Here is a 21,450-nt window from a genome sequence, read left to right as displayed (position 1 = left end):
GTACCTGTAAACGCATGTCGCTCGTCCCCGCTCTCGACCTCCGCCCCGCTCAGAACGACATCGCGATCCCGCACGCCCCTGCCAATATCGAGGCTGAACAGGCATTGCTGGGCGCCCTGCTCTACGACAACGCCGCCTTCGAACGGATTGGCGACTTCCTGCAGGCCCGCCACTTCTATGAACCCTTCCACCAGCGCCTCTACTCGTCGATCGAGAGCGCGGTCCGTAAGGGCCAATTGGCCGAGCCGATCCTGCTGGCCGAACAGTTCAACCGCGACGCGGCTTTCGAGGAACTGGGCGGCATCCGCTACCTCGCCGACCTCGTGGACCGGGCCCCGCCCGCCGCCAATGCGCCCGACTATTCGCGCGCCGTCTATGACCTGGCCCTGCGTCGGGACCTGATCCGGATCGGCGGCGAGATCGCCCAGCAGGCCGCCCAGGGCGACGCCGACCGGTCGGCCCGCGACCAGATCGAGGCCGCCGAGGCCCAGCTCTTCACCCTGGCCGAGGCCGGCGGCAGCAATCAGGGCTTCGTGCCGTTCGCCGACGCCTTGCACGGCGCCGTCACCATGGCGGCGGAGGCTCACGCCCGCGACGGCGGCCTGGCCGGGATTTCGACCGGCCTGCTGGACCTGGACCGCAAGATCGGCGGCCTGCATCCCTCCGACTTGCTGATCCTGGCCGCCCGTCCATCGATGGGTAAGACCTCTCTGGCCTGCAACGTGGCCTTCGACGTCGCCCGGAACTACGCCTGGGAACCCCAGCCGGACGGCACCAAGAAGACCGTGTCCGGCGGCGTCGTTGCGTTCTTCTCGCTGGAAATGTCCGCCGAGCAGTTGGCCATGCGTCTGCTGGCCGAAGTGTCCGGGGTTTCCGGCGACCGCCTGCGTAAGGGCGAGATCGACGCCTTGGAGTTCGGCCGGCTGCGCGACGCCGCCCTGGAAATCCAGGACGCGCCCCTGTTCATCGACGCCACCGGCGGCATCACCATCGCCAAGCTGACCGCCCGCGCGCGGCGGCTGAAGCGGACCCACGGCCTCGACCTGATCGTCATCGATTACCTGCAGCTGGTCACCGGCGGCGAAGGCAAGAGCGACAACCGGGTGCAGGAAGTCTCGATGATCACCCAATCGATGAAGGCCCTGGCCAAGGAACTGGCCGTGCCGGTGATCGCCCTGTCCCAGCTCTCCCGTCAGGTTGAAAACCGCGAAGACAAACGCCCGCAGCTCTCCGACCTGCGTGAATCGGGCTCGATCGAACAGGACGCCGACATGGTCATGTTCATCTATCGCGAGAGCTACTATCTCGGCCGGTCCGAGCCGCGCGAAGGCACGCCCGAACACCTCACCTGGCAAGAAGACATGGACAAGGTGCGGGGCACCGCCGACGTCATCATCGCCAAGCAACGTCACGGTCCCATCGGCACCGTGCGGCTCTCCTTCAACGAAGACATCACCAAGTTCGGCAACTTGGCGCACAGCCAGTTCTTCGCTCCCGACGAGTAAGACGTCGCCTAGGGCCGCCTGCTCGGCTATGGGACCGCCAATGTCTCTTCCGACCTCCGCGCGCCTGACCATCGATCTCGACGCGCTCGCGCACAATTTCGCTGTGCTGCGTGCGCAAGCCGCCGGGGCAGACGCCGCGCCGGTGATCAAGGCCGATGGCTACGGTCTGGGCGCGGCCCAGGTGGCGCGCCGCCTTTGGGCCGAGGGCGCCCAAGGCTTCTTCGTGGCGCGGCTGTCGGAGGGCGAAAGCCTGAGGGCGGCGCTCGGCGCCGAGCATCCGGCGACCATCTATGTTCTCGACGGCTTCCTGGCCGGCGCAGGTCCCCGCCTGGCCGCCGCACGCCTGACCCCAGTGCTTTCCAGCCTGCCGCAGATTGAGGCCGCCACCACCTTCGCCGCCGCGTCGGGGCAAGCGCTGGCCGTCGCCCTCCAGGTCGACACCGGCATGAACCGCCAAGGCCTGACCCTGGCCGAGGCTGAGGCCGTCGCCCAATCGGGCGACCGACTTCGCGGCCTCGATATCGTCCTGCTCATGAGCCACCTTGGCTCAGCGACCAGCCCCGACGATCCACGCAACGAACTGCAGTTGGGACGGTTCGCCCAGGTCCGCCGCCTGTTCCCCGGCGTCCGCACCAGTTTCGCCGCCTCCGCCGGCATCATGCTCGGCCCGGACTACCGCAACGACCTGATCCGCCCAGGCATCAGCCTCTATGGCGGCGGCCCTGAGGAACGGCCGGACGCGCGGCTGCACGCCGTCGCCAAGTTCGAGGCGCCGATCCTCTACATTCGCAATGTCGAGCCCGGCGAAATGATCGGCTACGGCTCACACACTGTGATCGACAGTCCGACCCGCGTGGCGGTAGTCGGCGCCGGATACGCCGACGGCATCATTCGCGCCTCGCGCAACGGCGGCTATGGCTGGCTGGCCGGCGAGCGGCGGCCGGTCATCATTGTGACCATGGACCTCATCGCCCTCGACATCGGCCCGGCCCAGGCGCGGATCGGCGACTGGGTGGAACTTCTGGGACCTAACGTACTGCTGGACGACATCGCCACCGCCGCGGGCACCGTGGCGCACGAATGCCTCGTGCGCCTCAGCACCCGGGCTGAGCGGATCTATCTCGGAGAGGTCTAGCCGGCCTTGGCCAGGGCCTCGAGACGCGCCAGGCCTACCGCGGACGCGGCGGCCTTGAGCTCGTCAATGCTGACCCCATCGCCCTTGGCCGCGACCATGAACCGGTCACCGACCAGCACGCTGTACTCGCCGTGCTTGGAGGCCTTGTCGTAGGACTCCTGGGTCATCCGGCCATCGACCTTACCGATCTTCTCGTACTTGCCCTCGCTCTCGCTGGAGGACTGGACGTTGAACGCGCCGGCCATGCCGGCCAGCGCCCCTGCGGCGCCCATGTCCACGATGGTCAGGCGGAAGGTGACGGGTCCCTTGGCGTAGGCGCCCTCTGCCTGGGATCCGCTCATGCCGGCGACGCCGCCTGAGCCGGTTGTGAGCTCGGTCCGCGAATAGCCGGCGATGTTCTCAGGCAGATAGGCCTTCAAGACATCGGGATTTGTAGGGGCCGGCCCCTCGCCGTTCTCGATTTGCTTGGCGGCCGCTTCGACCTGCTTGGACGCCGCCTCCAGTTTGGCGAGGTCGACAGAGTGGTCGCCCAGCTTGACCGAACCGCCGTTGAGCGCGCTGGCCGCGCCCATGGCTCCGATACCGCCCCCCAGCATGCCAAGACCCGCGACGGCGGCGGTGACGGCGCCGACCACGATCGAGAGCACGACGGCGACGATCACAGTGACGACCGTGTAGCCCAGCGCCTTTTCCTGCGGCGCTTTCATCAGCTTCGGCAGCCCAAGATATAGGAGATAGAGGCCATAGAGGCCCCCAAGGACGGCCAAAATCCCCAGCATTGGGATCAGCGAGAATATCCCCGCCACCCAGCCCGCGGTGCTGGAATAGACCGCGACCTTGAGCGCCTGGATCTTATCCCGCTGGCCATCGAAGCTCGGCGCGAGCGCGTCGATGATCAAGGCCAGCACATAGACCATGACCAGCGACAGGACGTAGCCGACGATGGCGCCGATGATCCCGCCGAGAAGCGGCGTCCGGAAACCAGCAACCCCGATGACGGCGCCTCCGATCAGGCCGCAGATCGCAGGAATCGCCGCCAATATCATGGCGTAGTTCTTGAACAATCCCGACGTGGTCGCCGGCTCGACGTCAATGACGTCCCAAGTGGGCGCCGGCCTTAGAAGGATGGATTTCACCCGTTCGACGAGGCCCGACGTGGCCGATCCCGGTTCTACTGCGCTCATGTTGTCCCGCCCTTGAAAGTCGGCTTCCGTAACCGCGTCATGTGAATCTATCCCATGCGCTGCGACGAGCAACAACTTCACCGCGACGGACTTGGCCCGCGCAGCCCGCTAGACTGCTGCTTTACCCGAATCAGAGAGTTCGCATGGCCCGCGACGGCGCCGTCTATGTCTGCCAGTCCTGCGGAGCCACGCAGACCAAGTGGGCTGGCCAGTGCCCCGCCTGCAACGCTTGGAACTCCCTCGTGGAAGAACTCCAGACGCGCCCGCCCGGCGCGCTCGCGCCTAGCCGCAGCGCCCGGGCGCGTGGACTTTCGTTCCAAGGCCTGGACGAATCGACACCCGCCCCGCCCCGGATCTCGACGGGGGTGGACGAGTTTGACCGGGTCTGCGGCGGCGGCGTCGTGCCCGGCTCGGCGATCCTGCTGGGCGGCGACCCCGGCGTCGGGAAATCGACCTTACTGTTGCAGGTCGCCGCCAGCGCCGCCCGCCGCGGCGTGCGCTGCGCCTACATCTCCGGCGAGGAAGCGATCGAGCAGGTGCGGGGCCGCGCCCAACGGATGGGGCTGGCCGACGCCCCCGTTCGCCTGGCGACCGAAACCTCGCTTCGCGACATTCTCGAGAGTCTGAAGCGCGAGAAGTTCGACCTCGTCGTTATCGACTCGATCCAGACCATGTGGAGCGATGCTCACGAGGCCGCGCCGGGCTCAGTGACCCAGGTGCGGGCGGCGTCCGGCGAGTTGGTCCGGTTGGCCAAGAAGCATGGCGTCGCTGTGATCCTGGTCGGCCACGTCACCAAGGAGGGCACGATCGCCGGTCCCAGAGTGATTGAGCACATGGTCGACGCCGTCCTCTCCTTCGAGGGCGAGCGGGGTTATCCGTTCCGGATCCTGCGCGGAACCAAGAACCGCTTCGGCGCCACCGACGAGATCGGGGTGTTCGAAATGGGTGACGCCGGGCTGGGCGAGGTGACCAACCCCTCGGCCTTGTTCCTCGACACCTCGGGTGAACGCGCGGCGGGCGCGGCGGTGTTCGCGGGCATCGAGGGTTCGCGCCCGGTGCTGGTCGAGTTCCAGGCTCTCGTCGCTCCCTCGGCCTATGGCACGCCCCGGCGCGCCGTGGTCGGTTGGGATTCCGGACGGCTGGCCATGGTGCTGGCGGTGCTCGAGTCTCGCTGCGGGCTCTCGCTGGGCAATCGCGATGTCTATCTGAATGTCGCCGGCGGCCTGCGCGTGAGCGAGCCGGCCGCCGACCTCGCCGCCGCCGCCGCCCTGGCCTCCTCAGCGCTTGACGAGGCCTTGCCGCAGGACTGCGTAGTGTTCGGCGAAATCAGCCTGTCCGGAGACATTCGCCCGGTCAGCCGTATGGAAAGCCGTATGAAGGAAGCCGCCAAGCTCGGCTTCAAACGCGTCCTCGGTCCCCAGGACCTCGAGGGCGGCTCCATGAAGATACATGGCGTGACGCGCCTGGCCGACGCGATCCGGCGTATTGGTGAAAGCCAATGGGAATGAACGGCTTGCCCTGGTTCGATATTGTCGTCCTGGCGATCCTCTTGACCTCGGCCGGGTTCGGTTTTGTCAGCGGCGCCACGCGCGAGATGGTGCGGGCGCTGTCGTTCGTACTCGCCGCGGTCATCGCGATCTATGGCCTTCGTTGGACCGGCCCCATCGGCCGCGATCTCGTCGATCCGGACTGGGGCGGCACGGTCCTGGCCGGGTTGATCGTCTTCGTGGTCGTTTATGCCGCACTTCGGATCACCGGCGGCGGCCTTGCCCGGGGCGTACAGAGCACCCAAGTCCTCGGCATCCTGGACCGCACGGTCGGATTGGGATTCGGACTTCTACGCGCGCTAGTGGTGCTCGGAGCATTGCATTTGGCCTTCAATGCCGCGACGCCGCCGGACCGGGTTCCGAAATGGATGACGGGTGCGGCGTTTTACCCCCTGACCAAGGCGTCAGGCGAAATCCTAAAAGCCTTCGCGCCCAAGGGCTTAGACATGGCAGACAAGTTCGCACCGGCCGTTGAGGATGCGGTGCGTGAAGGTTCGGCGACCGATCAACGTGACTCTCGTGACGCCCAAGGCTATGACCCCCGCGAACGACGCGGGCTAGACGATCTGGTGGAGAAATCCCGATGACTCAGGATCAAGATCGATGGCGCGAGCCGACCTTCCGGGATCCTGACGACGACACTCCCCGCCTTGAGTGCGGCGTGTTCGGCGTTCACGACACGGCGGCGGCCGCAGCTATTACGGCGCTTGGCCTGCACGCGCTGCAGCACCGCGGCCAGGAGGCCTGCGGCATCGCGGTCTTCGACGGCCAGCGTTTCCACACCGAACGCCACATGGGCCACGTCGGCGACGCCTTCGCCGGCTCCGATCTTGTGGACCGCCTGCCGGGCCATTCGGCCATCGGTCACACCCGCTACTCGACGGCCGGCGGCAGCTTCATCCGCAACGTCCAGCCGATGTTCGCCGATCTTGAGGCTGGCGGCGTCGCCCTGGCCCACAACGGCAACCTCACCAACTTCCTGACCCTGCGCGAGCAATTGGTCGCCGAGGGCGCGATCTTCCAGTCGACCTCCGACTCCGAGGTGATCCTTCACCTGCTGGCGCGCTCGCGGAAGGCCAAGTTCGTCGACCGTTTCATCGACGCCCTGTCCAAGATCGAGGGCGGCTACGCCCTGGTGGCCCTGACCAACAAAAAGCTGATCGGCGTCCGCGACCCTCTGGGCATCCGTCCGCTGGTGCTCGGCGATCTCGACGGCAAGGCGGTCCTGGCCTCGGAGACCTGCGCGCTCGACATGATCGGCGCCAAGTTCGTCCGCGACATCGAGCACGGCGAGATGGTCGTGATCGACCACAAGGGCATCCGCAGCCTGAAGCCCTTCCCGGCCGCCCGCGCCCGCCCCTGCATCTTCGAATATGTCTATTTCGCCCGCCCGGACTCGGTGGTGAACGGCCGCTCGGTCTACGACGTGCGCAAGCGCATGGGCCGCCGCCTGGCGCAGGAAAGCCATGTCCCGGTCGACGTGGTCGTGCCGGTGCCTGACTCCGGCGTCCCGGCCGCGCTCGGATATTCGCAAGAGACCGGCGTGCCCTTCGAAATGGGCATCATCCGCAACCACTATGTCGGCCGGACCTTCATCCAGCCGACCCAGGGCGCCCGCGAACTGGGCGTGCGCATGAAGCTCTCGCCGAACCGCAACGTTTTGGCCGGCAAGCGCGTGATGCTGATCGACGACTCGATCGTTCGCGGCACCAACTCGGTTCGCGTCGTCCGCATGGTCCGCGAAGCCGGCGCCGCCGAGGTTCACCTGCGTTCGGCCTCTCCGCCGATCATGTGGCCCGACTACTACGGCATCGACATGCCCGACCGCGAGCACCTGTTGGCGGCCAACAAGTCAGTCGAGGAAATCGCCAAGATCCTCGACGTCGACTCCATGGGCTACCTCTCCGTCGACGGGCTCTATGCGGCCATGCAGTCCGAGGCCCGCGACCCGGTCAATCCGCAGTTCACCGATCACTACTTCACCGGCGACTATCCGACCCGCCTGCTGGATCGTGAAATCGCCGAGGGCCGCAACGACGGCGCCGACCGCCAACTGTCGTTCCTGGTCGACGCGTGAGTTCAAGGCCGGCGGCCTGGCTCAAGAAGCTAGGCCTCGATTGGTACATCGCCGCGATCGTGGGGATGGTGGTGCTCGCCTCCATCCTGCCGGCGCGCGGAGATGCCGCGCATCTCGTCTCCAACCTGACGAAAATCAGCATCGCGCTGGTCTTCTTCCTGCATGGCGCCAAGCTCAGCCCTGACGCCGTGCTCAAGGGCCTGCTGAACTGGCGGCTGCATGGTCTGGTGCTAGCCACCACCTTTGTACTCTGGCCGATCGTCGGCCTGGGCACCGCCTCTCTTCCAGGCTGGATCGTCCCGGCAGCGCTGGCGCCGGGCTTGGTTTACCTCGCCTGCCTGCCCTCCACGATCCAGTCCGCGATCAGCTTCACGGCGATCGGCCGCGGCAGCGTCCCGGCAGCCGTCTGCGGGGCCTCGGTTTCCAATCTGCTTGGCATGTTCCTCACGCCGCTGCTGGTCGGGTTGTTGCTGGGGGCGGAGGGCGGATCGCTATCGTTGTCGTCGCTTGAGGCGATCTTGCTGCAACTGCTGGTCCCCTTCATCGCCGGCCAGATCCTTCGCCGCTGGATCCTCGAATGGATCCAGAAGTACGCCAAGCCGCTCAGCCTGACTGATCGCGGCTCGATCCTGCTGGTCGTCTACAACGCCTTTTCCGGCGCCGTCGTCGCCGGTATCTGGAGTCAGGTTTCAGCCTGGGACCTGGCGCGCATCGTGATGATCTGCCTGGCTCTGCTGGCCCTGTCGCTCGGCTTCATGATCTGGGTCGCTCGAACGCGCGGCTTCTCGACCGAAGACGAAATCGCCATCGCCTTCGCGGGCTGCAACAAGAGCCTGGCGGCTGGCGTGCCGATGGCCGGCGTGCTGTTCCCTGCTGCGACAGTTGGGTTCGTGCTTCTGCCGGTGATGCTCTATCACCAGTTCCAACTCATGGTCTGCGCCGCCCTGGCGCAGCGCTACGCTAAACGCCCGCTTCAAGAGCAAAGTCATGACTGAGACCCTTCCCCTCGACGGCCGCATCGCCCTGGTCACCGGCGCCACCCGCGGCATTGGCCGCGCCAGCGCGCTGGCGCTCGCCAATGCCGGCGCGCACGTCGTTGCGGTGGGCCGCAGCCAAGGCGCTCTCGAAGAACTGGACGACGAGATCAAGACCGCCACCGGCAAGGCGGCCACCCTGGTTCCGCTCGACCTGAACAAGGGCGACGACATCGACGCGCTGGGCTTGGCTATCCACCAGCGGTTCCAGCGCCTGGACATCCTGGTCCACGCCGCCGCCATCCTCGGCGGCCTGACGCCGGTTTCGCATATCGATCCGAGCATGTGGGACAAGGTGTTCACCACCAACGTCACGGCGAGCTACCGGCTGATCCGCTCGACCGAGCGCCTGTTGCGCGAGTCCACCGCCGGCCGCGGTATCTTCTTCACGACCGGGCGCGTCGAACGCCCGAAGGCGTTCTGGGGCCCCTATGGCGCGTCAAAGGCCGCGCTGGAGCACCTGGTCCGCACCTGGGCCGACGAGCTTGAGAACACCAACATCCGCGCGACCCTGCTCGATCCGGGCACGATGCGGACGAAGATGCGCGCCGAGGCCATGCCGGGCGAGGATCCTGCGACCCTGGCCGACCCCTCGGAAATCGGCCCGCTGATCGTCGAGCTGGCTCAGGCGGACCTGGGCCTGCCCAAGGTCAACGTCCGTTTTTCCGATTGGAAAGCGGCCGGGAAGCTCGCTTCGGCTTAACGCCGGGACGGGCGAGCTTCTGCGCGCGGCCCTTCGGCGTGGGGCCCGCGCCCACCTTCAGCTTGCCAGGCGAGAGCAGCTTGCTCCGCGGCTTCACCTTGGGCTTCGGCTTGGCCTTGACCTTCTCAGCGGCCTCGACAACGGGTTCGGCGAGAGGCGCCATGCCGAGGCGCGCACGTGCCACGCCCTTAGGTTCAGCGACCTTCTTGCCCAGCTTTGGCGCGAAGTTCGGAACACGCGAACGTGGCGCAGGTCCTCCCTTTTCCTCGCCCTCGGCGTAGGGGTTCTTGGTCGACTTGACCGTCAGGCGCATTGGCACGCCCGGCATCTCGAAGCTCTCGCGCAACGAGTTGATCAGGTAGCGGCGATAGTGGTCCGGCAGTTGGTCGGCGCGGCTGGCGAACATCACGAAGGTCGGCGGGCGCGCCTTCGTCTGGGCCATGTACTTCGGCTTGACCCGTCGGCCACCGACGGCGGGCGGCGGGTGGCGCTCCAGCGCCATCTTCAGCCAGTCGTTGAGGTCGCGGGTTTTGACCTTGGTGGACCAGTCGTTGTGAACCTTGAACACAGCCGGCATTAGCCGGTCGAGGTGACGCCCGGTTTCGGCCGACAGCGCAATCACCGGCGATCCACGAAGCTGCGGCAGCAGGCGACCGGCCTCCTCGGTGATCTCCTTCAGGGTCGCGCCCTGGTCCTCGATCAGATCCCATTTGGCCAGGCAGAACACCAGGCCACGGCCTTCGCGCTCGACCAGGTCGGCGATCTGCAGGTCCTGGATTTCGAACGGGTGCGTGGCGTCCATCACCAGGATCACGATCTCGGCGAAGGTGATCGCCCGGATCGTATCGCCCGTCGAAAGCTTCTCGAGCTTCTCCTGGACCTTGGCCTTCCGGCGCAGGCCAGCGGTGTCGACCAGCCGCACGGAGCGGTCGTCCCAGGTCCAATCGACCGGAATGGCGTCGCGCGTGATGCCGGCCTCTGGGCCAGTCAGCAGACGGTCCTCGCCGATCAGCTTGTTGACGAGGGTCGACTTACCGGCGTTCGGGCGGCCGACAATGGCGATGCGGATGGGCTTCTCGCCCTCCTCGTCTTCTTCCTCGTCGATCTCGGGCCAGACAGCCAGCAGCGCCTGATAGAGATCGGCCATGCCCTCGCCGTGCTCGGCGGAGATGGCGATCGGCTCGCCGAGGCCAAGGCCGAAGGCCTCGTTCACGCCGTCATTGCTGGCCTTGCTCTCGGCCTTGTTGGCCGCAAGGATCACCGGCTTGTCGTGACGGCGCAGGATCTCGGCGAAGACCTCGTCCATCGGCGTCACGCCGTCGCGGGCGTCGACCACGAACAGCGCGACGTCGGCCTCTTCAATGGCCAGAATCGTCTGCTGGCGCATGCGGGATTCGAGGCTGTCGTCGGTGACGTCCTCGAAGCCTGCGGTGTCGATCAGTTCAAGGTCCAGGTCGCCGATTCGACCGGTGCCGAAGCGCCGGTCGCGGGTAACGCCGGGCTGGTCATCGACAATGGCGAGCTTGCGCCCGGCCAGTCGGTTGAACAGCGTCGACTTACCGACGTTTGGACGCCCTACAATTGCAAGCCGCATGGGCATGGCGTCACGCTCTGTCTAGTTTAGCGCAGCGCGATGAGTTGAGCCTCATCCGTCACGACATAGATGGTTCCGTTGGCCGCGATCGGGCCGATCAATGTCGGCCCTCCCAGGTTCACGGTCTTCTCGACTTCACCGGTCCGCGCATTCATCGCCACCAGTTCGCCGGTCTGACCGGCCACGATCACGCGGTTGGACGCCAGCAACGGGCTCGACCAGATCGGCCGGGTGGTGAAGTTCTTCTTGCCGACGCCCATGAAGCCGCCAGCGCGCTTTTCACGACCCTCGCCCAGATCGCGGATCCAGTAGATCTGGCCGCTTTCACGGGCGACGCAGATCACCTCGCCGGCCTTGGAGACGACATACACGACGTCGCCCGCAGGCCATGGGGTGGTGATGCCGGTGACGGGCAGGCTCCAACGCGCCTGGCCGGTGCGCAGGTCGGTGGCCGCGAAGACCCCCGAGTGGCTCACCGCGAACACGTCGCCCTGATAGATGACCGGACGGCCGGCGATGTCGCGGATTTCGGACAAGGCGTTGTTGCGGTTGGCGCGGCTCAGCGCCTCGTTCCACAGGTCGTTGCCGTTGGCCGCACGCAGCGCGACCAGTTCACCCGAACCGAACGACGCCACGACCGTGTCGCCCTGCACCGCGGGGCTGGAGGCCGCCAGGATGCGGGCCGGCTCGGACAGCGCCTGATAGTTCCAACCGGCGACGCCAGTGGCGGTATCGAAGGTCATCAGGGTGTTGTCGATCGCGACAACAAACAGACGGCCGCCCGACACTGTCGGCGCCGCGTGCAGCGGTTGTTCGGTGGTCGTCTTCCACAGCACCGCGCCGGTGCCAGCGTCGAGCTGGGCGGCGAAGCGGTAGCCGGATGTCACATAGAGTTTGCCGTCGGCGAAGGCCAAGCCGCCCCCGAAGGCTTCCTTGTCGCGACGCGAGCCGGGACGCAGGTCGGCCTTCCAGAGCACCGAGCCGGTTTGACCGTCGATCGCCGAGACTGCGGCCCCGCCATCCATCACGAATATCTTGCCGTCGGCCGCCACTGGCGGCGCGGTCACATGGGATCCGCGGTTCGAACCCTCGCCGAAGCCGCGCTTCCACGCGATGCTCAGCGAGCCGCCCGCTTCCGGATGGGTGATCGCCTGATCGGGCGTGCCGCCCGGCTGCGCCCAACTGGCGTTGGTCTCGGGAGTCGGCAGGAAGAAGTCGGCGCCCTTCAGGGCCTCGGCCACTTCCAGGGTTTGGTCGGCGGCCACGATGGCGATGCGCTCGCCCTCGGCAGCCGTCTCCTGAGGACCGTCGTCACCCTTGTTGAAGGGGTTCATCTTGCCGATCGTCGAGCAGCCGCTCACGGCGACACTGGCCGTGAGAAGGAGAGCAAGCAGGCTGTTACGGCGCATATGCGTCATTGGGGTCCGGGGGCTGGCTGTTGTTGCGCAGGCGGGGCGGATTGGGGCGCGGTGGGCGCGGCGGCCCCCGGCGGAAGCTGGACCGGCGGCGGCAGGGCCAGGGCGCTCTTCACGGCGGCCGGCAGGGCCTTGGCCGAGCCGGAGTCGATCAGGGCCTGGGCGGCCTGAGCGCGAGCGCGAGCGGCCTCGCCAGCATCGGCCATCAGCGTAATCAGGCTGAAGTCGCTGCGGGCCCCGGCAAGATCGCCGGCCATCAGCTTGGAAAAGGCGAGCGCTTCGCGAGCTTCAGCGCGATAGGGGCGGCCTTCTTTCGTGAGCGGCGTCAGGCGCGCCTCCATATCCTTGTAAGGAGCCGTGTCCAGCAAGGCGAAGGCGGATTTGAGGCGAGCCGAATCGCCAAGAACGTCGTTGGGCGCGGCCTCCGCGGCCTCGTCGAACAGCTTCACCGCCTCGGCGGTCTTGTTGTCGGCCAACTTCAGGCCGCCAAGGTGCTGCAGCGACAGGGACTTATAGGCCTTGGACGAGCCTTGGCTGACCTCGCTCCACAGGCGGATCGCCTCGTCGCGCCGCCCGGCGTTGAAGGATTCGATCGCCTGCGCGTACTGTTCCGACGCCTTGGCCGCAGCCTGCGTTCGGAAGTGCTGGTAGCCCCAGACAGCCAGCGCGATGACCAAGGCGATGACCAGCAGGCCACCGACCACGGGCAGGATTTTCAGCGCAAGCGCCTTGTAGCGGTCGGTGCGGAGTTGCTCCTCGACCTCTTCAAAGACATCAACCACGTAAGGGGACTCCGCGCGAATGGGCGTTTGGGTTCAGAGCGGCGGAACCTATAGCGGCGGAGCCGTGGCTGCAACGCTCCCGGTCATTCGATCCGGTCGCGCTTAATCACGGTGGCCGCGCCATCGAAGAGCGAGACGCTCAACAGATAGAATCCAGCCTGAGCTAGATCGCACATTTCAACGCCGCCGTCCCGAACTAGGGTAGCGGCTTGACGATGGCCTCGAACCCCGCCGCGCAGTAGTCGAACAACCGCGCCCTCACCGCTTCGAGATCCGTCGAGCGACAAAGCCCTCCGGAGAGTTGGTCGATCCGCCCGGTTTCCGAGAGCGCCAGCATCATCGAGCCCGTCAGGAACTGATAGCCCCAGTAGAGATCCCGCAGTTCCGCCTCCGGCATCGTCCGCTTCAACACTGAGATCAGTTCCTGGACCACAGGGTCGAAGAAGCGGTTCATCGTCTCCCCGCCCCAGGCCGGCGTATTGTTCACCAGCGCTACGAGACGGAAGTAGTTCTTCCAACCTGCCTCGCCGGTCAGCGAGCGCTCGATGAGCGGCCCGATGAACGCCTCCACGACGCCGCGCGGAGTCATGGCGCCCTGCTGAGCGGCCTCATAGGCGGCCATCGCCTCCAGACGCTCGACGTTCAAGATCTCGGCCCGGCGCGCGAAGACCGCATCGAACAGTCCGCGCTTGGTGCCGAAGTAGTAGTGGATCAAGGCGGCGTCGACGCCAGCTTCGGCTGCGACCTGACGGGTGGTGACCCCGTAGAAGCCATGGCCGGCGAACAGCAGTTCCGCAGCATCCAGGATCACCGCGCGCAGATCCGCGCCCTCCCCCTTTCGGCGACGCCCGCGCGCGATCAACAGCGGCGACGCGGCCGGGCTCATGCGTCGTCATCCTCCGCGCCCTTGGCCAGGCAGGTGACGGCGACGTCGGCCGTCACATTGGCCACGGTTCGGAAAATGTCAGGAATGGTCTCCACCGCCAGCAGGATCGGCAGCAGATCCAGAGGCACCCCCATGACAAGGCAGATCGGCCCCGTGGTCGTGAAGAACGTGATCTGTCCCGGCAAACCGACAGAAGCCAGGCTGATAACCGCCGCGACCGCGACCCCCGCCACCATCACAGCAGGGTTGAGATGCACCCCGTAGACATGGGCGCAGTAGATCGCGACGCTCAGGTTTGCAGCCGGGCTCGTTATACGAAAGAGCGATACGGCCAGCGGCAGCACCACGCTGCGGATGTGTTCGGGTATGCCCAACTGCTGGGTTCCCTCGATCATCGCCGGCAGCGAGGCGATCGAGGACTGGGTGGAAAAGGCGACCGCCTGAGCCGGCGCGACCGCCCGGGCGAAGGAGAACAGCGACACGCCGGCCAGCAGCGCGATGAGATAGGAGAGCAGACCGACTGCAATGCAGACGCCCGAAAGCAGCACGATGTAGTGGCCAAGCGCGCCGGCGGCCCCGAAGCCCGCCTTCGCCCCTACCATCAATGCCAAGGCGAATACCCCGATAGGCGCCAGCAGCAACACCCAGTGGACCAGAACCAGCATAGCCTCGACGATGCCGTCGAAGACCTGGAGCAAGGTGGTCTTGAGCTCGGACTTTATCCGCGTCACCGCCAAGCCGAACAACAGGGCGAACACCACCATCGGCGCGATGCTGGTCTCAGCTGCGGCCTGGATGGGGTTGGTCGGAATAAAGGCCCGCAGCCAGGCGCTCATCGCGGGGAAGTCCGGCACCTTCTCCGTCGAATGCCCCGCAGCGTCCCGCAAACCCGCCACCGCCTCGGTCGGCGCGGGCCAAATGGCTAGAATGCCGGTGACGCCCACCGCCGCGAAGGTGGCCGACCCCAGCAGCAGCAAGGCGAACAGCCCGAGCGCCCGGGCGGCGGTTCCCCCCGCCGCGGCGGTCCCCGCCGCCGAGGCGACCCCGACGACCAATAACGAGAACACCAGGGGCACGATCGTCATGCGCAAGGCGTCGAGCCACATGCCGCCCACCGGATCGGCCACCGCCAGGACACGGGTCATTCCCGGGTGCCCCGCCAGGGCGGCGCCCACACACAGTCCAGCCACCAGGCTGAACAGTATCCGGAAAGTCGGTTGCGCGCCCACGAAACGGAACGCTCTAGGGAGCTTCGCCATTGCGCGAACCTAGTGCCAGGATGTCCAAAGTTGGAACCTGTTTTCGGCCTGTTTGAATTTACGAACCATTTCGCCCTACCGGCGGGCGCCTTGCTCGCCGTCGGGCGGTCGGCGCGCGCTTCCCATTGAGTATTGGCGATACGCCGCCTTCGACCTAAACTTGGACGTCGCCGCATATTTGCAATGGCGGCGGGAGGGATGGCGATGATCATCTCGTTGCCTCCGGTGAACACGGACCTGGAAGCCGTGGGCCGGAGATTGAGAGCGATCCGCGAGGCCCGTGGTCTGGGCCTCCAACAGTTGGCCGATGAAATTCGGCTAAGCCAAGCAGAGCTGTCCATGGCCGAACATGGCCGACGAAGGCTCGATTCCGCGCAACTCCACGCCCTAACCACGGCCCTGCATGTCTCGCCGCGCATTGTTTTCGAGACAACGATAGATATCTCGAGGATCCGGCCGCTCTGAGCGGGCGTAGTCCGGCAGATATTCGAGAAAAGTTGCGCTCATGGCGAACGGCGACGTCAACAACGCACGCCACGCTTTGGAGGCGGCCTATCGCACCGAAAAGCGGCGCGTCCTGGCGACCCTGGTCCGGCTGCTGGGCGCGTTCGAGGCGGCGGAAGAAGCGCTCCATGAGGCCTTCGCAGCAGCCGCGACCCAATGGCCACGGGACGGCGTCCCTGCGAACCCATATGGCTGGCTGGTCTCGACTGGACGCTTTCGAACCATCGATCGCTGGCGGCGGCAGGCCCGCCTCGCAGAAATCCTGCCTGAACTCGCCAGACTCGCGGATGGCGACGACGCGCCTGTCACGCCTGACCTCATCCAGGACGACGAACTGCGGCTGATCTTCATCTGCTGTCACCCGGCGCTGTCGCCCGACGCGCGGGCGGCCCTCACTCTTCGCGAGGTCGGCGGACTGACGACGGAGGAAATCGCACGGGCCTATCTCGTCGCCGCCCCGACAATCGCCCAGCGCATCGTCCGGGCGAAGAGCAAGATCCGGGACGAGGCGATCCCCTACGAGGTTCCCGCTCGCGCCGACCTCCCCGCCCGGCTCGATAGCGCGCTGCAGGTGATCTACCTGATCTTCAATGAAGCCTACACCGCCACCGACGGCCCCAGTCTGACCAGAGCCGACCTCTCGGCCGAAGCCATCCGGCTCGGGCGGCTGGTGGCGAACCTAATCGCCGAACCGGAAGCACTGGGCCTGCTCGCCTTGATGCTGATGCACGAGGCCAGGCGCGCCGCGCGTATCGACGCCGCCGGTGACATCGTCCTGCTGGACGATCAGGATCGCGCCCTGTGGGACCGTAAATTGATCGCCGAGGCCCAGGCGTTGATCGACCAGGCCCTGACATCACAGCGTGCCGGACCATACCTGCTGCAGGCCGCGATCGCAGCCCTCCACGCCGAGGCGCCAAGCGCGGGAGACACCGACTGGCCGCAGATCGTCGCGCTCTACAACGCCTTGCAGCGCCTGGGTCCCTCGCCGGTCGTGGCGCTCAACCGGGCGGCGGCCGTGGGGATGCGTGACGGACCTCAGGCCGGTCTCGCCGCCATCGAGGCGGTGCTGGGACAGGGACAATTGGACAACTACCATCTGGCTCACGCCGCCCGCGCCGACATGCAGCGCAGGCTCGGCCTGACCGATGAGGCGCGCGCCTCCTACCGGCGGGCGCTGGAACTGGCCCGCCAGCCCGCCGAACGCCGCTTCCTGGAGGCGCGCCTAGTTCAACTCAGCGAGTCCTAGCCAGCCTTGGCGAAGTAGATCTCGGCCGGTCCAGGGAACTTGCGCGCCCGGACGTCCTCGGCATAGCCGGCGACCGCCTTGCTGATCTCGCCGCGAAGATCGCCGTAGCGCCGCACGAACTTTGGGGTCCAGTCGAAGAGGCCCAACATGTCGTCCGTCACCAGAATCTGGCCATCGCAGCCGGCCGAGGCGCCGATCCCAATGGTAGGGACCGAGACCGCTTCGGTGATCTCGCGGGCGAGGCCTTCGGCCACTCCCTCGACGACCAGGGCGAAGGCGCCGGCCTCGGCGGTGGCCTTGGCCTCGGCCAGGATCTGCGCGCGCTCGTCGGCGCCCTTGCCCTTGGCCTTGAAGCCGCCATCGACCAGCACCGCCTGGGGCCGCAGGCCGACATGGCCCATCACCGGGATGCCGCGCTTGACCAGATACTCGATCGTATCGACGACGGTCGGGCCGCTTTCGACCTTGATGGCCTGAGCGCCGGTCTCCTTCATCATGCGGGCGGCGTTGGCGTAGGCGATTTCCGGCGAGCCCTCGTAGGACCCGAACGGCATGTCGACCACCACCATCGCGCGGCGTGCGGTGCGCATCACCGCCTGACCATGCATGATCATCATCTCAAGCGTCACGCCGACCGTATTGGGCAGGCCGTGAACGACCATGCCGACGGAATCGCCGACCAGCAGCAGATCGCAATGCTCGTCCAGAATCTCGGCGACCGGCGCGGTATAGGCGGTCAGGCAAACGATAGGGACGCCGCCCTTACGCGCGGCGATATCCGGCGCAGAAATGCGCTTCACAGTTTCCTGACGCTGAGCCGACATGGCTAGAACTCCTCGAGAACACGGGTAACGACGAAGCCAATGGCCAACACGGCCATGCCTCCGGCGATCCATACCACGGATGACCCCGCCGGCAGCGCCGACAACACTTCCAGCCGCGGCGTCCACTGCGAAAATCCAGCCTCGATCAGCCGGGTCGAGCCTTGCGAGGCGGTTTCGACCCGTTCGACGAAGTTGGACATGATCAGTTGGCTGGCGCCGACCACCCCGCCGACCAGCCCGGCCGCGCCAATGATCCAGCGGCGCAGCGTCCAGCCGCGATCCAGCTTCTGTTCGACCGAAACGGCGAACGCCTTCTCATCGGAGAAGGCCGGCGGTTCATTGAAAAGACGTTCGAGTCGGCGCTCGAATTCGAGCTCAGCCATTGTCGCGCCTACCTTCCAGTGCGGCGTCAGCGGGCGGCGCCAGTCGCGCTCTGAGCTTCTCCACACCACGTTTGACATGGGATTTGACCGTTCCAAGCGGCAGATTCAAGGCGTCGGCAGCCTCCGCATGGGAAAGGCCCGCCCCGTAGCACATCGAGACGCAGATCCGCTCGGCCGCGCCCAGCGACTTCAAGGCTTCATCCAGGTCGATGCGGTCGCCGGTATCACGCGAAGGGGCGACATCGGCCTGTTCCTCAGCTTCCACGGCCACGCTGGCGAGCCGTCGTTCGCGCTGCAGCCGGCGCAGATATTGGCGCGCCGAGATCTTCTTCACCCAGGCGACGAATGCGCCCTGTCCCCGGAATTCCGAAATTCTCTCAAAGGCCACCAGGAATGCGTCTTGCGCGACGTCGTCGGCCTCGGCCGGGGCAGCGCCCATCCGGCGCAGCAGTCCGCGCACCGCCGAGCCATGTCGGCGGACCAGTTCCCCAAAGGCCGCACGATCGCCGGCCGCTGCGAGAGCGGCTAGCTCCACATCGTGGAGATTGGCCAGCCTAGTGTTTTGAGAGCCCGACATCAGGGGCGCTTCCCCCACCTTTTCCCGCGATCAATGCCGTCCGCGTTGCACGAACGAGAGCCCGATCAGGGCCAGGCCGATGAAACCCGGGAAGGCCGCAACGCCCAGCAACGGATAGAGCGCGTCCGGCTCCTCGAAGCTCACCGCCGCGCCAAGGGCGACAAAGGCCACTGCAACGCCAAGCCAGATCACCCCGGTGCGCAGGTCGCGATAGGGCGAAGGTCGCGGCTTCACATCGCTGGTCAGGGCCGCGATCACCTCGGGCGGCAACTCTGCCCCCTTCTCGATCGAAGCGCGCAGGGTGTCCTGCAGCTTCTGGCGCTCGATGCTCTTCAGGTATCGCGGCACGATGACGATCGCCGCGATCATGGCGAAAAACGCCAATGGGATGAGTATTTCCATCTACTTCCCCGTTCTCCTTTGGTTGGGCCTATCAGCCCCGTTCTGAAAGGAAGAGGCGCCGACCTATGCCTACAGATGCAATGGCACGCATGAAATGTTCGTCATGATCGCCGGGCGGCGACCGGGCTGTCGTCAGGTCAGCCGAACGCGGCTTGATAGACCTCAGGCTTGAAGCCCACGATCAACCGATCGCCGAGGTCGAGGACGGGACGCTTGATCATCGAGGGCTGCGCCAGCATCAGGTCGATGGCCTTCTCGGCGTCGAGGCCCGTCTTGTCCGCATCAGGCAGCTTGCGGAACGTGGTCCCGGCCCGGTTCAACACGGTCTCCCAGCCAGCCTCGCCGACCCACCGCTCCAGCCGTGCGCGATCTATGCCCACCATTTTGTAGTCATGGAAGTCATAGGCCACCCCGTGCTCATCCAGCCAGGTTCGGGCCTTCTTCATCGTGTCGCAGGCCTTGATGCCGTAGATGGTGATCGTCATGGGTCGAATCCGCTCAAGCAGCGCCAGACCCTTGATCTATCGTCAGTCTTGCGGCTTTCCGAGCGCTAATCGGCCTAGGGCGTAAGCGCGACGCGGCCCTCGATCCGGCCGGCCCGCAGGTCATCCAGCACGGCGTTCACCTCGCTCAGCGGCCGCGCCGTGACCGTCGCTTTCACCTTGCCGTCGGCGGCGAACGCGATCGCCTCGGCCAGATCGCGCCGGGTTCCGACAATCGATCCCCGCACAGTGATGCGCTTCAGAACCACGTCGAAGATCGGGGTTGGAAAATCGCCCGGCGGCAGGCCGACCAGGCTGACCGTGCCGCGCCGACGAGCGCAGGCGATGGCCAATTGGAAAGCCGGCGGCGAAACCGCCGTCACCAACACCCCGTGCGCGCCGCCACCTGTTTCGCGGCGAACCGTCTCGACCACATCGGGCGAACGAGCATCCACCGTCAGGTCCGCGCCCAGTCGCCGCGCCAGGGCCAGCTTGTCGTCGGCGACATCGATCGCGACTACATTGAGCCCCATGGCCTTGGCGTACTGAATCGCGACGTGGCCGAGCCCCCCGATGCCGGAGATCACCACCCACTCGCCCGGCCGAGCCTCGGTTTCCTTCAGGCCCTTATAGGTCGTGACGCCGGCGCAGAGGATCGGGGCCATGGCGACGAAATCGGTTCCGCGCGGCAGGTGGCCTACGAACGGCGCGCTGGCCAGTACGTATTCCGCATAGGCGCCGTTGACGCTGTAGCCGGTGTTCCGCTGCCGCTCGCACAGCGTCTCCCAACCCGTCTCGCAGTATTCACAGGCGCGGCAGGCGTCGTAGAGCCAAGGCACGCCGACGGCGTCGCCTTCCTTCACGTCGGTGACGCCCGCTCCCACGGCGGCGACATGACCGACGCCTTCATGTCCAGGGATCAGAGGCAGGGTCGGCTTGACCGGCCAATCGCCGTCAATGGCGTGCAGATCGGTGTGGCAGACGCCGCTGGCCACGACCTTGACCAGCACCTCGCCGGGACCCGGCTCGGGAACGGTGAATTCCTCGATGGTGAGCGGCTTGCCGAAAGCCCGCGCCACGGCTGCTTTCATCTGCATGGAAGGTCCCCTCTGGGATCAAGGGCCCACGAAGGGCGAGCCACGCCTACGAAAGCTCGCAGGCGCGGTCCCAGTTCCCCCCATTGCATGGGGCGGCTTTAGCTCGCGTCCGCAGTGGACGTCAGGGCCTCCAGCGTCGCCTCGACCGTCCGGCGCTCCTGCTCCAGATTGGCCAGACGCTCGTGCAGTCGGCTGACCGCGTAGCTGACGTCCAGCCGGGCGTCGCCGGCCTCCGGTCGCGATTGCAGGGCGACGCGGATATCGTCGATGCCCAGGCCCGCTCGTCGCAGTTCGGCAATGATGCGCAGCTGCGAGACCGCGCGCGGGTCGAACCGCCGGCGATTACCTGGGTCGCGGCGGGTGACGATCAGCCCGACCTCTTCATAATAGCGCACCGCCCGCGCGGTCAGGCCGAACTGGCCGGTGACGCCCTTCAAGGTGACGTCGCTGGCGTGCGTCCCGGTCCACATCACGCGAACTCCACGAGGACTTCGTCGGCGGCGACGGAGTCACCGGGCTTGGCGCCGACGGTCTTGACCAGGCCGTCGCGCTCGGCGCGGATGATGTTCTGCATCTTCATGGCCTCAACCACGGCGACGGCCTGCCCGGCCCGCACCGCTTGGCCGGGGACGACGTCGAGGGTGACGACCAGGCCCGGCATCGGCGACAGGATCAGCTTGGAGGTGTCGGCCGCCTGCTTGGGCGGCAGCTTGCGGTGCAATTCGGCCGAGCGCGGGGTCAGCACCAGCACCTTGGCGCTGGCGGCCCGGTGGCGGATCACGAAGCCTTCAGGGGCTGGCTTGACCGCCAC

At 66.6% G+C, this 21,450-nt stretch carries 23 protein-coding genes; 9 read left to right on the top strand and 14 right to left on the bottom strand.

The features are described from left to right. Nucleotides 1-14: 14 nt before the first annotated feature. Nucleotides 15-1,505, top strand: coding sequence for a replicative DNA helicase (locus Q8M13_RS12735; RefSeq protein WP_305300325.1), 1,491 nt, complete (start codon nt 15-17; stop codon nt 1,503-1,505). 40 nt (nt 1,506-1,545) lie between these two features. Then, a complete protein-coding gene (alr, locus tag Q8M13_RS12730) occupies nt 1,546-2,640 on the top strand; it encodes an alanine racemase (RefSeq protein WP_305300324.1) in 1,095 nt (364 codons plus the stop codon). Here alr and Q8M13_RS12725 read toward each other — a convergent pair. Beyond that, nucleotides 2,637-3,824 (bottom strand): Yip1 family protein, encoded by a 1,188-nt coding sequence (locus tag Q8M13_RS12725; RefSeq protein ID WP_305300323.1) that lies wholly within the window; start codon nt 3,822-3,824, stop codon nt 2,637-2,639. The genes alr and Q8M13_RS12725 overlap by 4 nt on opposite strands. A gap of 143 nt (nt 3,825-3,967) precedes the next feature. Here Q8M13_RS12725 and radA point away from each other — a divergent pair, with 143 nt between their 5' ends. The 5 genes from radA to Q8M13_RS12700 are packed head-to-tail and all read left to right on the top strand — an operon-like array spanning nt 3,968 to nt 9,185. Beyond that, complete coding sequence (radA, locus tag Q8M13_RS12720; RefSeq protein ID WP_305300322.1) at nt 3,968-5,332, top strand: DNA repair protein RadA; 1,365 nt, start codon at nt 3,968-3,970, stop codon at nt 5,330-5,332. After that, nucleotides 5,329-5,958: a CvpA family protein gene (locus Q8M13_RS12715; RefSeq protein ID WP_305300321.1), complete on the top strand. Its 630-nt coding sequence runs from the start codon at nt 5,329-5,331 to the stop codon at nt 5,956-5,958. Before radA ends, Q8M13_RS12715 begins: the two co-directional genes overlap by 4 nt. Beyond that, a complete protein-coding gene (purF, locus tag Q8M13_RS12710) occupies nt 5,955-7,448 on the top strand; it encodes an amidophosphoribosyltransferase (protein ID WP_305300320.1) in 1,494 nt (497 codons plus the stop codon). Before Q8M13_RS12715 ends, purF begins: the two co-directional genes overlap by 4 nt. Then, nucleotides 7,445-8,443, top strand: coding sequence for a bile acid:sodium symporter family protein (locus Q8M13_RS12705; protein WP_305300319.1), 999 nt, complete (start codon nt 7,445-7,447; stop codon nt 8,441-8,443). The genes purF and Q8M13_RS12705 overlap by 4 nt, the downstream gene beginning before the upstream one ends. Beyond that, nucleotides 8,436-9,185, top strand: a complete 750-nt coding sequence (locus tag Q8M13_RS12700; protein ID WP_305300318.1) for an SDR family NAD(P)-dependent oxidoreductase — start codon at nt 8,436-8,438, stop codon at nt 9,183-9,185. The genes Q8M13_RS12705 and Q8M13_RS12700 overlap by 8 nt, the downstream gene beginning before the upstream one ends. Here the strand turns inward: Q8M13_RS12700 and der are convergent. From der to Q8M13_RS12675, 5 genes are all read right to left on the bottom strand, one after another. Next, a complete protein-coding gene (der, locus tag Q8M13_RS12695) occupies nt 9,133-10,785 on the bottom strand; it encodes a ribosome biogenesis GTPase Der (RefSeq protein WP_305300317.1) in 1,653 nt (550 codons plus the stop codon). The two genes, Q8M13_RS12700 and der, sit on opposite strands and share 53 nt — an antisense overlap. A 20-nt stretch (nt 10,786-10,805) precedes the next feature. Further along, on the bottom strand, nt 10,806-12,197 hold the full coding sequence (locus Q8M13_RS12690) for a PQQ-like beta-propeller repeat protein (RefSeq protein ID WP_305300316.1): 1,392 nt from the start codon (nt 12,195-12,197) through the stop codon (nt 10,806-10,808). Next, nucleotides 12,194-12,976, bottom strand: a complete 783-nt coding sequence (locus Q8M13_RS12685) for a tetratricopeptide repeat protein (RefSeq protein WP_305300315.1) — start codon at nt 12,974-12,976, stop codon at nt 12,194-12,196. The genes Q8M13_RS12690 and Q8M13_RS12685 overlap by 4 nt, the downstream gene beginning before the upstream one ends. 196 nt (nt 12,977-13,172) lie before the next feature. Then, entirely contained in the window at nt 13,173-13,862 is a 690-nt protein-coding gene (locus tag Q8M13_RS12680) for a TetR/AcrR family transcriptional regulator (protein WP_305300314.1), read from the bottom strand. Continuing rightward, complete coding sequence (locus tag Q8M13_RS12675; RefSeq protein ID WP_305300313.1) at nt 13,859-15,091, bottom strand: dicarboxylate/amino acid:cation symporter; 1,233 nt, start codon at nt 15,089-15,091, stop codon at nt 13,859-13,861. The genes Q8M13_RS12680 and Q8M13_RS12675 overlap by 4 nt, the downstream gene beginning before the upstream one ends. A gap of 228 nt (nt 15,092-15,319) precedes the next feature. On the opposite strand from Q8M13_RS12675, the gene Q8M13_RS12670 reads away from it, so the two are divergent. Beyond that, the gene (locus Q8M13_RS12670; protein WP_305300312.1) at nt 15,320-15,586 is read left to right on the top strand and encodes a helix-turn-helix domain-containing protein; all 267 of its coding nucleotides are present in this window, start codon (nt 15,320-15,322) and stop codon (nt 15,584-15,586) included. Between the two features lie 40 nt (nt 15,587-15,626). After that, nucleotides 15,627-16,874 (top strand): RNA polymerase sigma factor, encoded by a 1,248-nt coding sequence (locus tag Q8M13_RS12665; RefSeq protein ID WP_305300311.1) that lies wholly within the window; start codon nt 15,627-15,629, stop codon nt 16,872-16,874. Here the strand turns inward: Q8M13_RS12665 and panB are convergent. From panB to Q8M13_RS12625, 8 genes are all read right to left on the bottom strand, one after another. Then, nucleotides 16,871-17,698, bottom strand: coding sequence for a 3-methyl-2-oxobutanoate hydroxymethyltransferase (gene panB, locus Q8M13_RS12660; RefSeq protein ID WP_305300310.1), 828 nt, complete (start codon nt 17,696-17,698; stop codon nt 16,871-16,873). The genes Q8M13_RS12665 and panB overlap by 4 nt on opposite strands. A gap of 2 nt (nt 17,699-17,700) precedes the next feature. Beyond that, the gene (locus Q8M13_RS12655; RefSeq protein WP_305300309.1) at nt 17,701-18,081 is read right to left on the bottom strand and encodes a hypothetical protein; all 381 of its coding nucleotides are present in this window, start codon (nt 18,079-18,081) and stop codon (nt 17,701-17,703) included. Next, nucleotides 18,074-18,658: an RNA polymerase sigma factor gene (locus Q8M13_RS12650; RefSeq protein ID WP_305300308.1), complete on the bottom strand. Its 585-nt coding sequence runs from the start codon at nt 18,656-18,658 to the stop codon at nt 18,074-18,076. Before Q8M13_RS12650 ends, Q8M13_RS12655 begins: the two co-directional genes overlap by 8 nt. A gap of 30 nt (nt 18,659-18,688) precedes the next feature. Further along, nucleotides 18,689-19,060 (bottom strand): DUF6249 domain-containing protein, encoded by a 372-nt coding sequence (locus tag Q8M13_RS12645; protein ID WP_305300307.1) that lies wholly within the window; start codon nt 19,058-19,060, stop codon nt 18,689-18,691. A gap of 137 nt (nt 19,061-19,197) precedes the next feature. Further along, nucleotides 19,198-19,545: an ArsC family reductase gene (locus Q8M13_RS12640; protein ID WP_305300306.1), complete on the bottom strand. Its 348-nt coding sequence runs from the start codon at nt 19,543-19,545 to the stop codon at nt 19,198-19,200. A 74-nt stretch (nt 19,546-19,619) separates the two neighbouring features. Then, on the bottom strand, nt 19,620-20,633 hold the full coding sequence (gene adhP / locus Q8M13_RS12635) for an alcohol dehydrogenase AdhP (RefSeq protein ID WP_305300447.1): 1,014 nt from the start codon (nt 20,631-20,633) through the stop codon (nt 19,620-19,622). A gap of 104 nt (nt 20,634-20,737) precedes the next feature. Further along, on the bottom strand, nt 20,738-21,109 hold the full coding sequence (locus Q8M13_RS12630; protein WP_305300305.1) for a MerR family transcriptional regulator: 372 nt from the start codon (nt 21,107-21,109) through the stop codon (nt 20,738-20,740). Continuing rightward, nucleotides 21,109-21,450: biotin/lipoyl-containing protein (locus Q8M13_RS12625; RefSeq protein WP_305300304.1), on the bottom strand; the 342-nt coding region annotated here is incomplete at its 5' end. The genes Q8M13_RS12630 and Q8M13_RS12625, both read right to left, overlap by 1 nt.

Origin of the sequence: Phenylobacterium sp. (genome assembly GCF_030681155.1) — a bacterium.
Taxonomy (GTDB): Bacteria; Pseudomonadota; Alphaproteobacteria; order Caulobacterales; family Caulobacteraceae; genus Phenylobacterium.
Note: the sequence above shows the minus strand (reverse complement) of the source record. Positions and strands in the feature narration are given on the sequence as shown.

Bases quoted from the DNA above. Each gene is read 5' to 3' on its own strand.
- Q8M13_RS12735 (WP_305300325.1), top strand. From the start codon at position 15: ATGTCGCTCGTCCCCGCTCTCGACCTCCGCCCCGCTCAGAACGACATC.
- alr (WP_305300324.1), top strand. From the start codon at position 1,546: ATGTCTCTTCCGACCTCCGCGCGCCTGACCATCGATCTCGACGCGCTC.
- Q8M13_RS12725 (WP_305300323.1), bottom strand. From the start codon at position 3,824: ATGAGCGCAGTAGAACCGGGATCGGCCACGTCGGGCCTCGTCGAACGG.
- radA (WP_305300322.1), top strand. From the start codon at position 3,968: ATGGCCCGCGACGGCGCCGTCTATGTCTGCCAGTCCTGCGGAGCCACG.
- Q8M13_RS12715 (WP_305300321.1), top strand. From the start codon at position 5,329: ATGAACGGCTTGCCCTGGTTCGATATTGTCGTCCTGGCGATCCTCTTG.
- purF (WP_305300320.1), top strand. From the start codon at position 5,955: ATGACTCAGGATCAAGATCGATGGCGCGAGCCGACCTTCCGGGATCCT.
- Q8M13_RS12700 (WP_305300318.1), top strand. From the start codon at position 8,436: ATGACTGAGACCCTTCCCCTCGACGGCCGCATCGCCCTGGTCACCGGC.
- der (WP_305300317.1), bottom strand. From the start codon at position 10,785: ATGCCCATGCGGCTTGCAATTGTAGGGCGTCCAAACGTCGGTAAGTCG.
- Q8M13_RS12690 (WP_305300316.1), bottom strand. From the start codon at position 12,197: ATGACGCATATGCGCCGTAACAGCCTGCTTGCTCTCCTTCTCACGGCC.
- Q8M13_RS12680 (WP_305300314.1), bottom strand. From the start codon at position 13,862: ATGAGCCCGGCCGCGTCGCCGCTGTTGATCGCGCGCGGGCGTCGCCGA.
- Q8M13_RS12670 (WP_305300312.1), top strand. From the start codon at position 15,320: ATGGCGATGATCATCTCGTTGCCTCCGGTGAACACGGACCTGGAAGCC.
- Q8M13_RS12665 (WP_305300311.1), top strand. From the start codon at position 15,627: ATGGCGAACGGCGACGTCAACAACGCACGCCACGCTTTGGAGGCGGCC.
- panB (WP_305300310.1), bottom strand. From the start codon at position 17,698: ATGTCGGCTCAGCGTCAGGAAACTGTGAAGCGCATTTCTGCGCCGGAT.
- Q8M13_RS12655 (WP_305300309.1), bottom strand. From the start codon at position 18,081: ATGGCTGAGCTCGAATTCGAGCGCCGACTCGAACGTCTTTTCAATGAA.
- Q8M13_RS12650 (WP_305300308.1), bottom strand. From the start codon at position 18,658: ATGTCGGGCTCTCAAAACACTAGGCTGGCCAATCTCCACGATGTGGAG.
- Q8M13_RS12645 (WP_305300307.1), bottom strand. From the start codon at position 19,060: ATGGAAATACTCATCCCATTGGCGTTTTTCGCCATGATCGCGGCGATC.
- Q8M13_RS12640 (WP_305300306.1), bottom strand. From the start codon at position 19,545: ATGACGATCACCATCTACGGCATCAAGGCCTGCGACACGATGAAGAAG.
- adhP (WP_305300447.1), bottom strand. From the start codon at position 20,633: ATGAAAGCAGCCGTGGCGCGGGCTTTCGGCAAGCCGCTCACCATCGAG.
- Q8M13_RS12630 (WP_305300305.1), bottom strand. From the start codon at position 21,109: ATGTGGACCGGGACGCACGCCAGCGACGTCACCTTGAAGGGCGTCACC.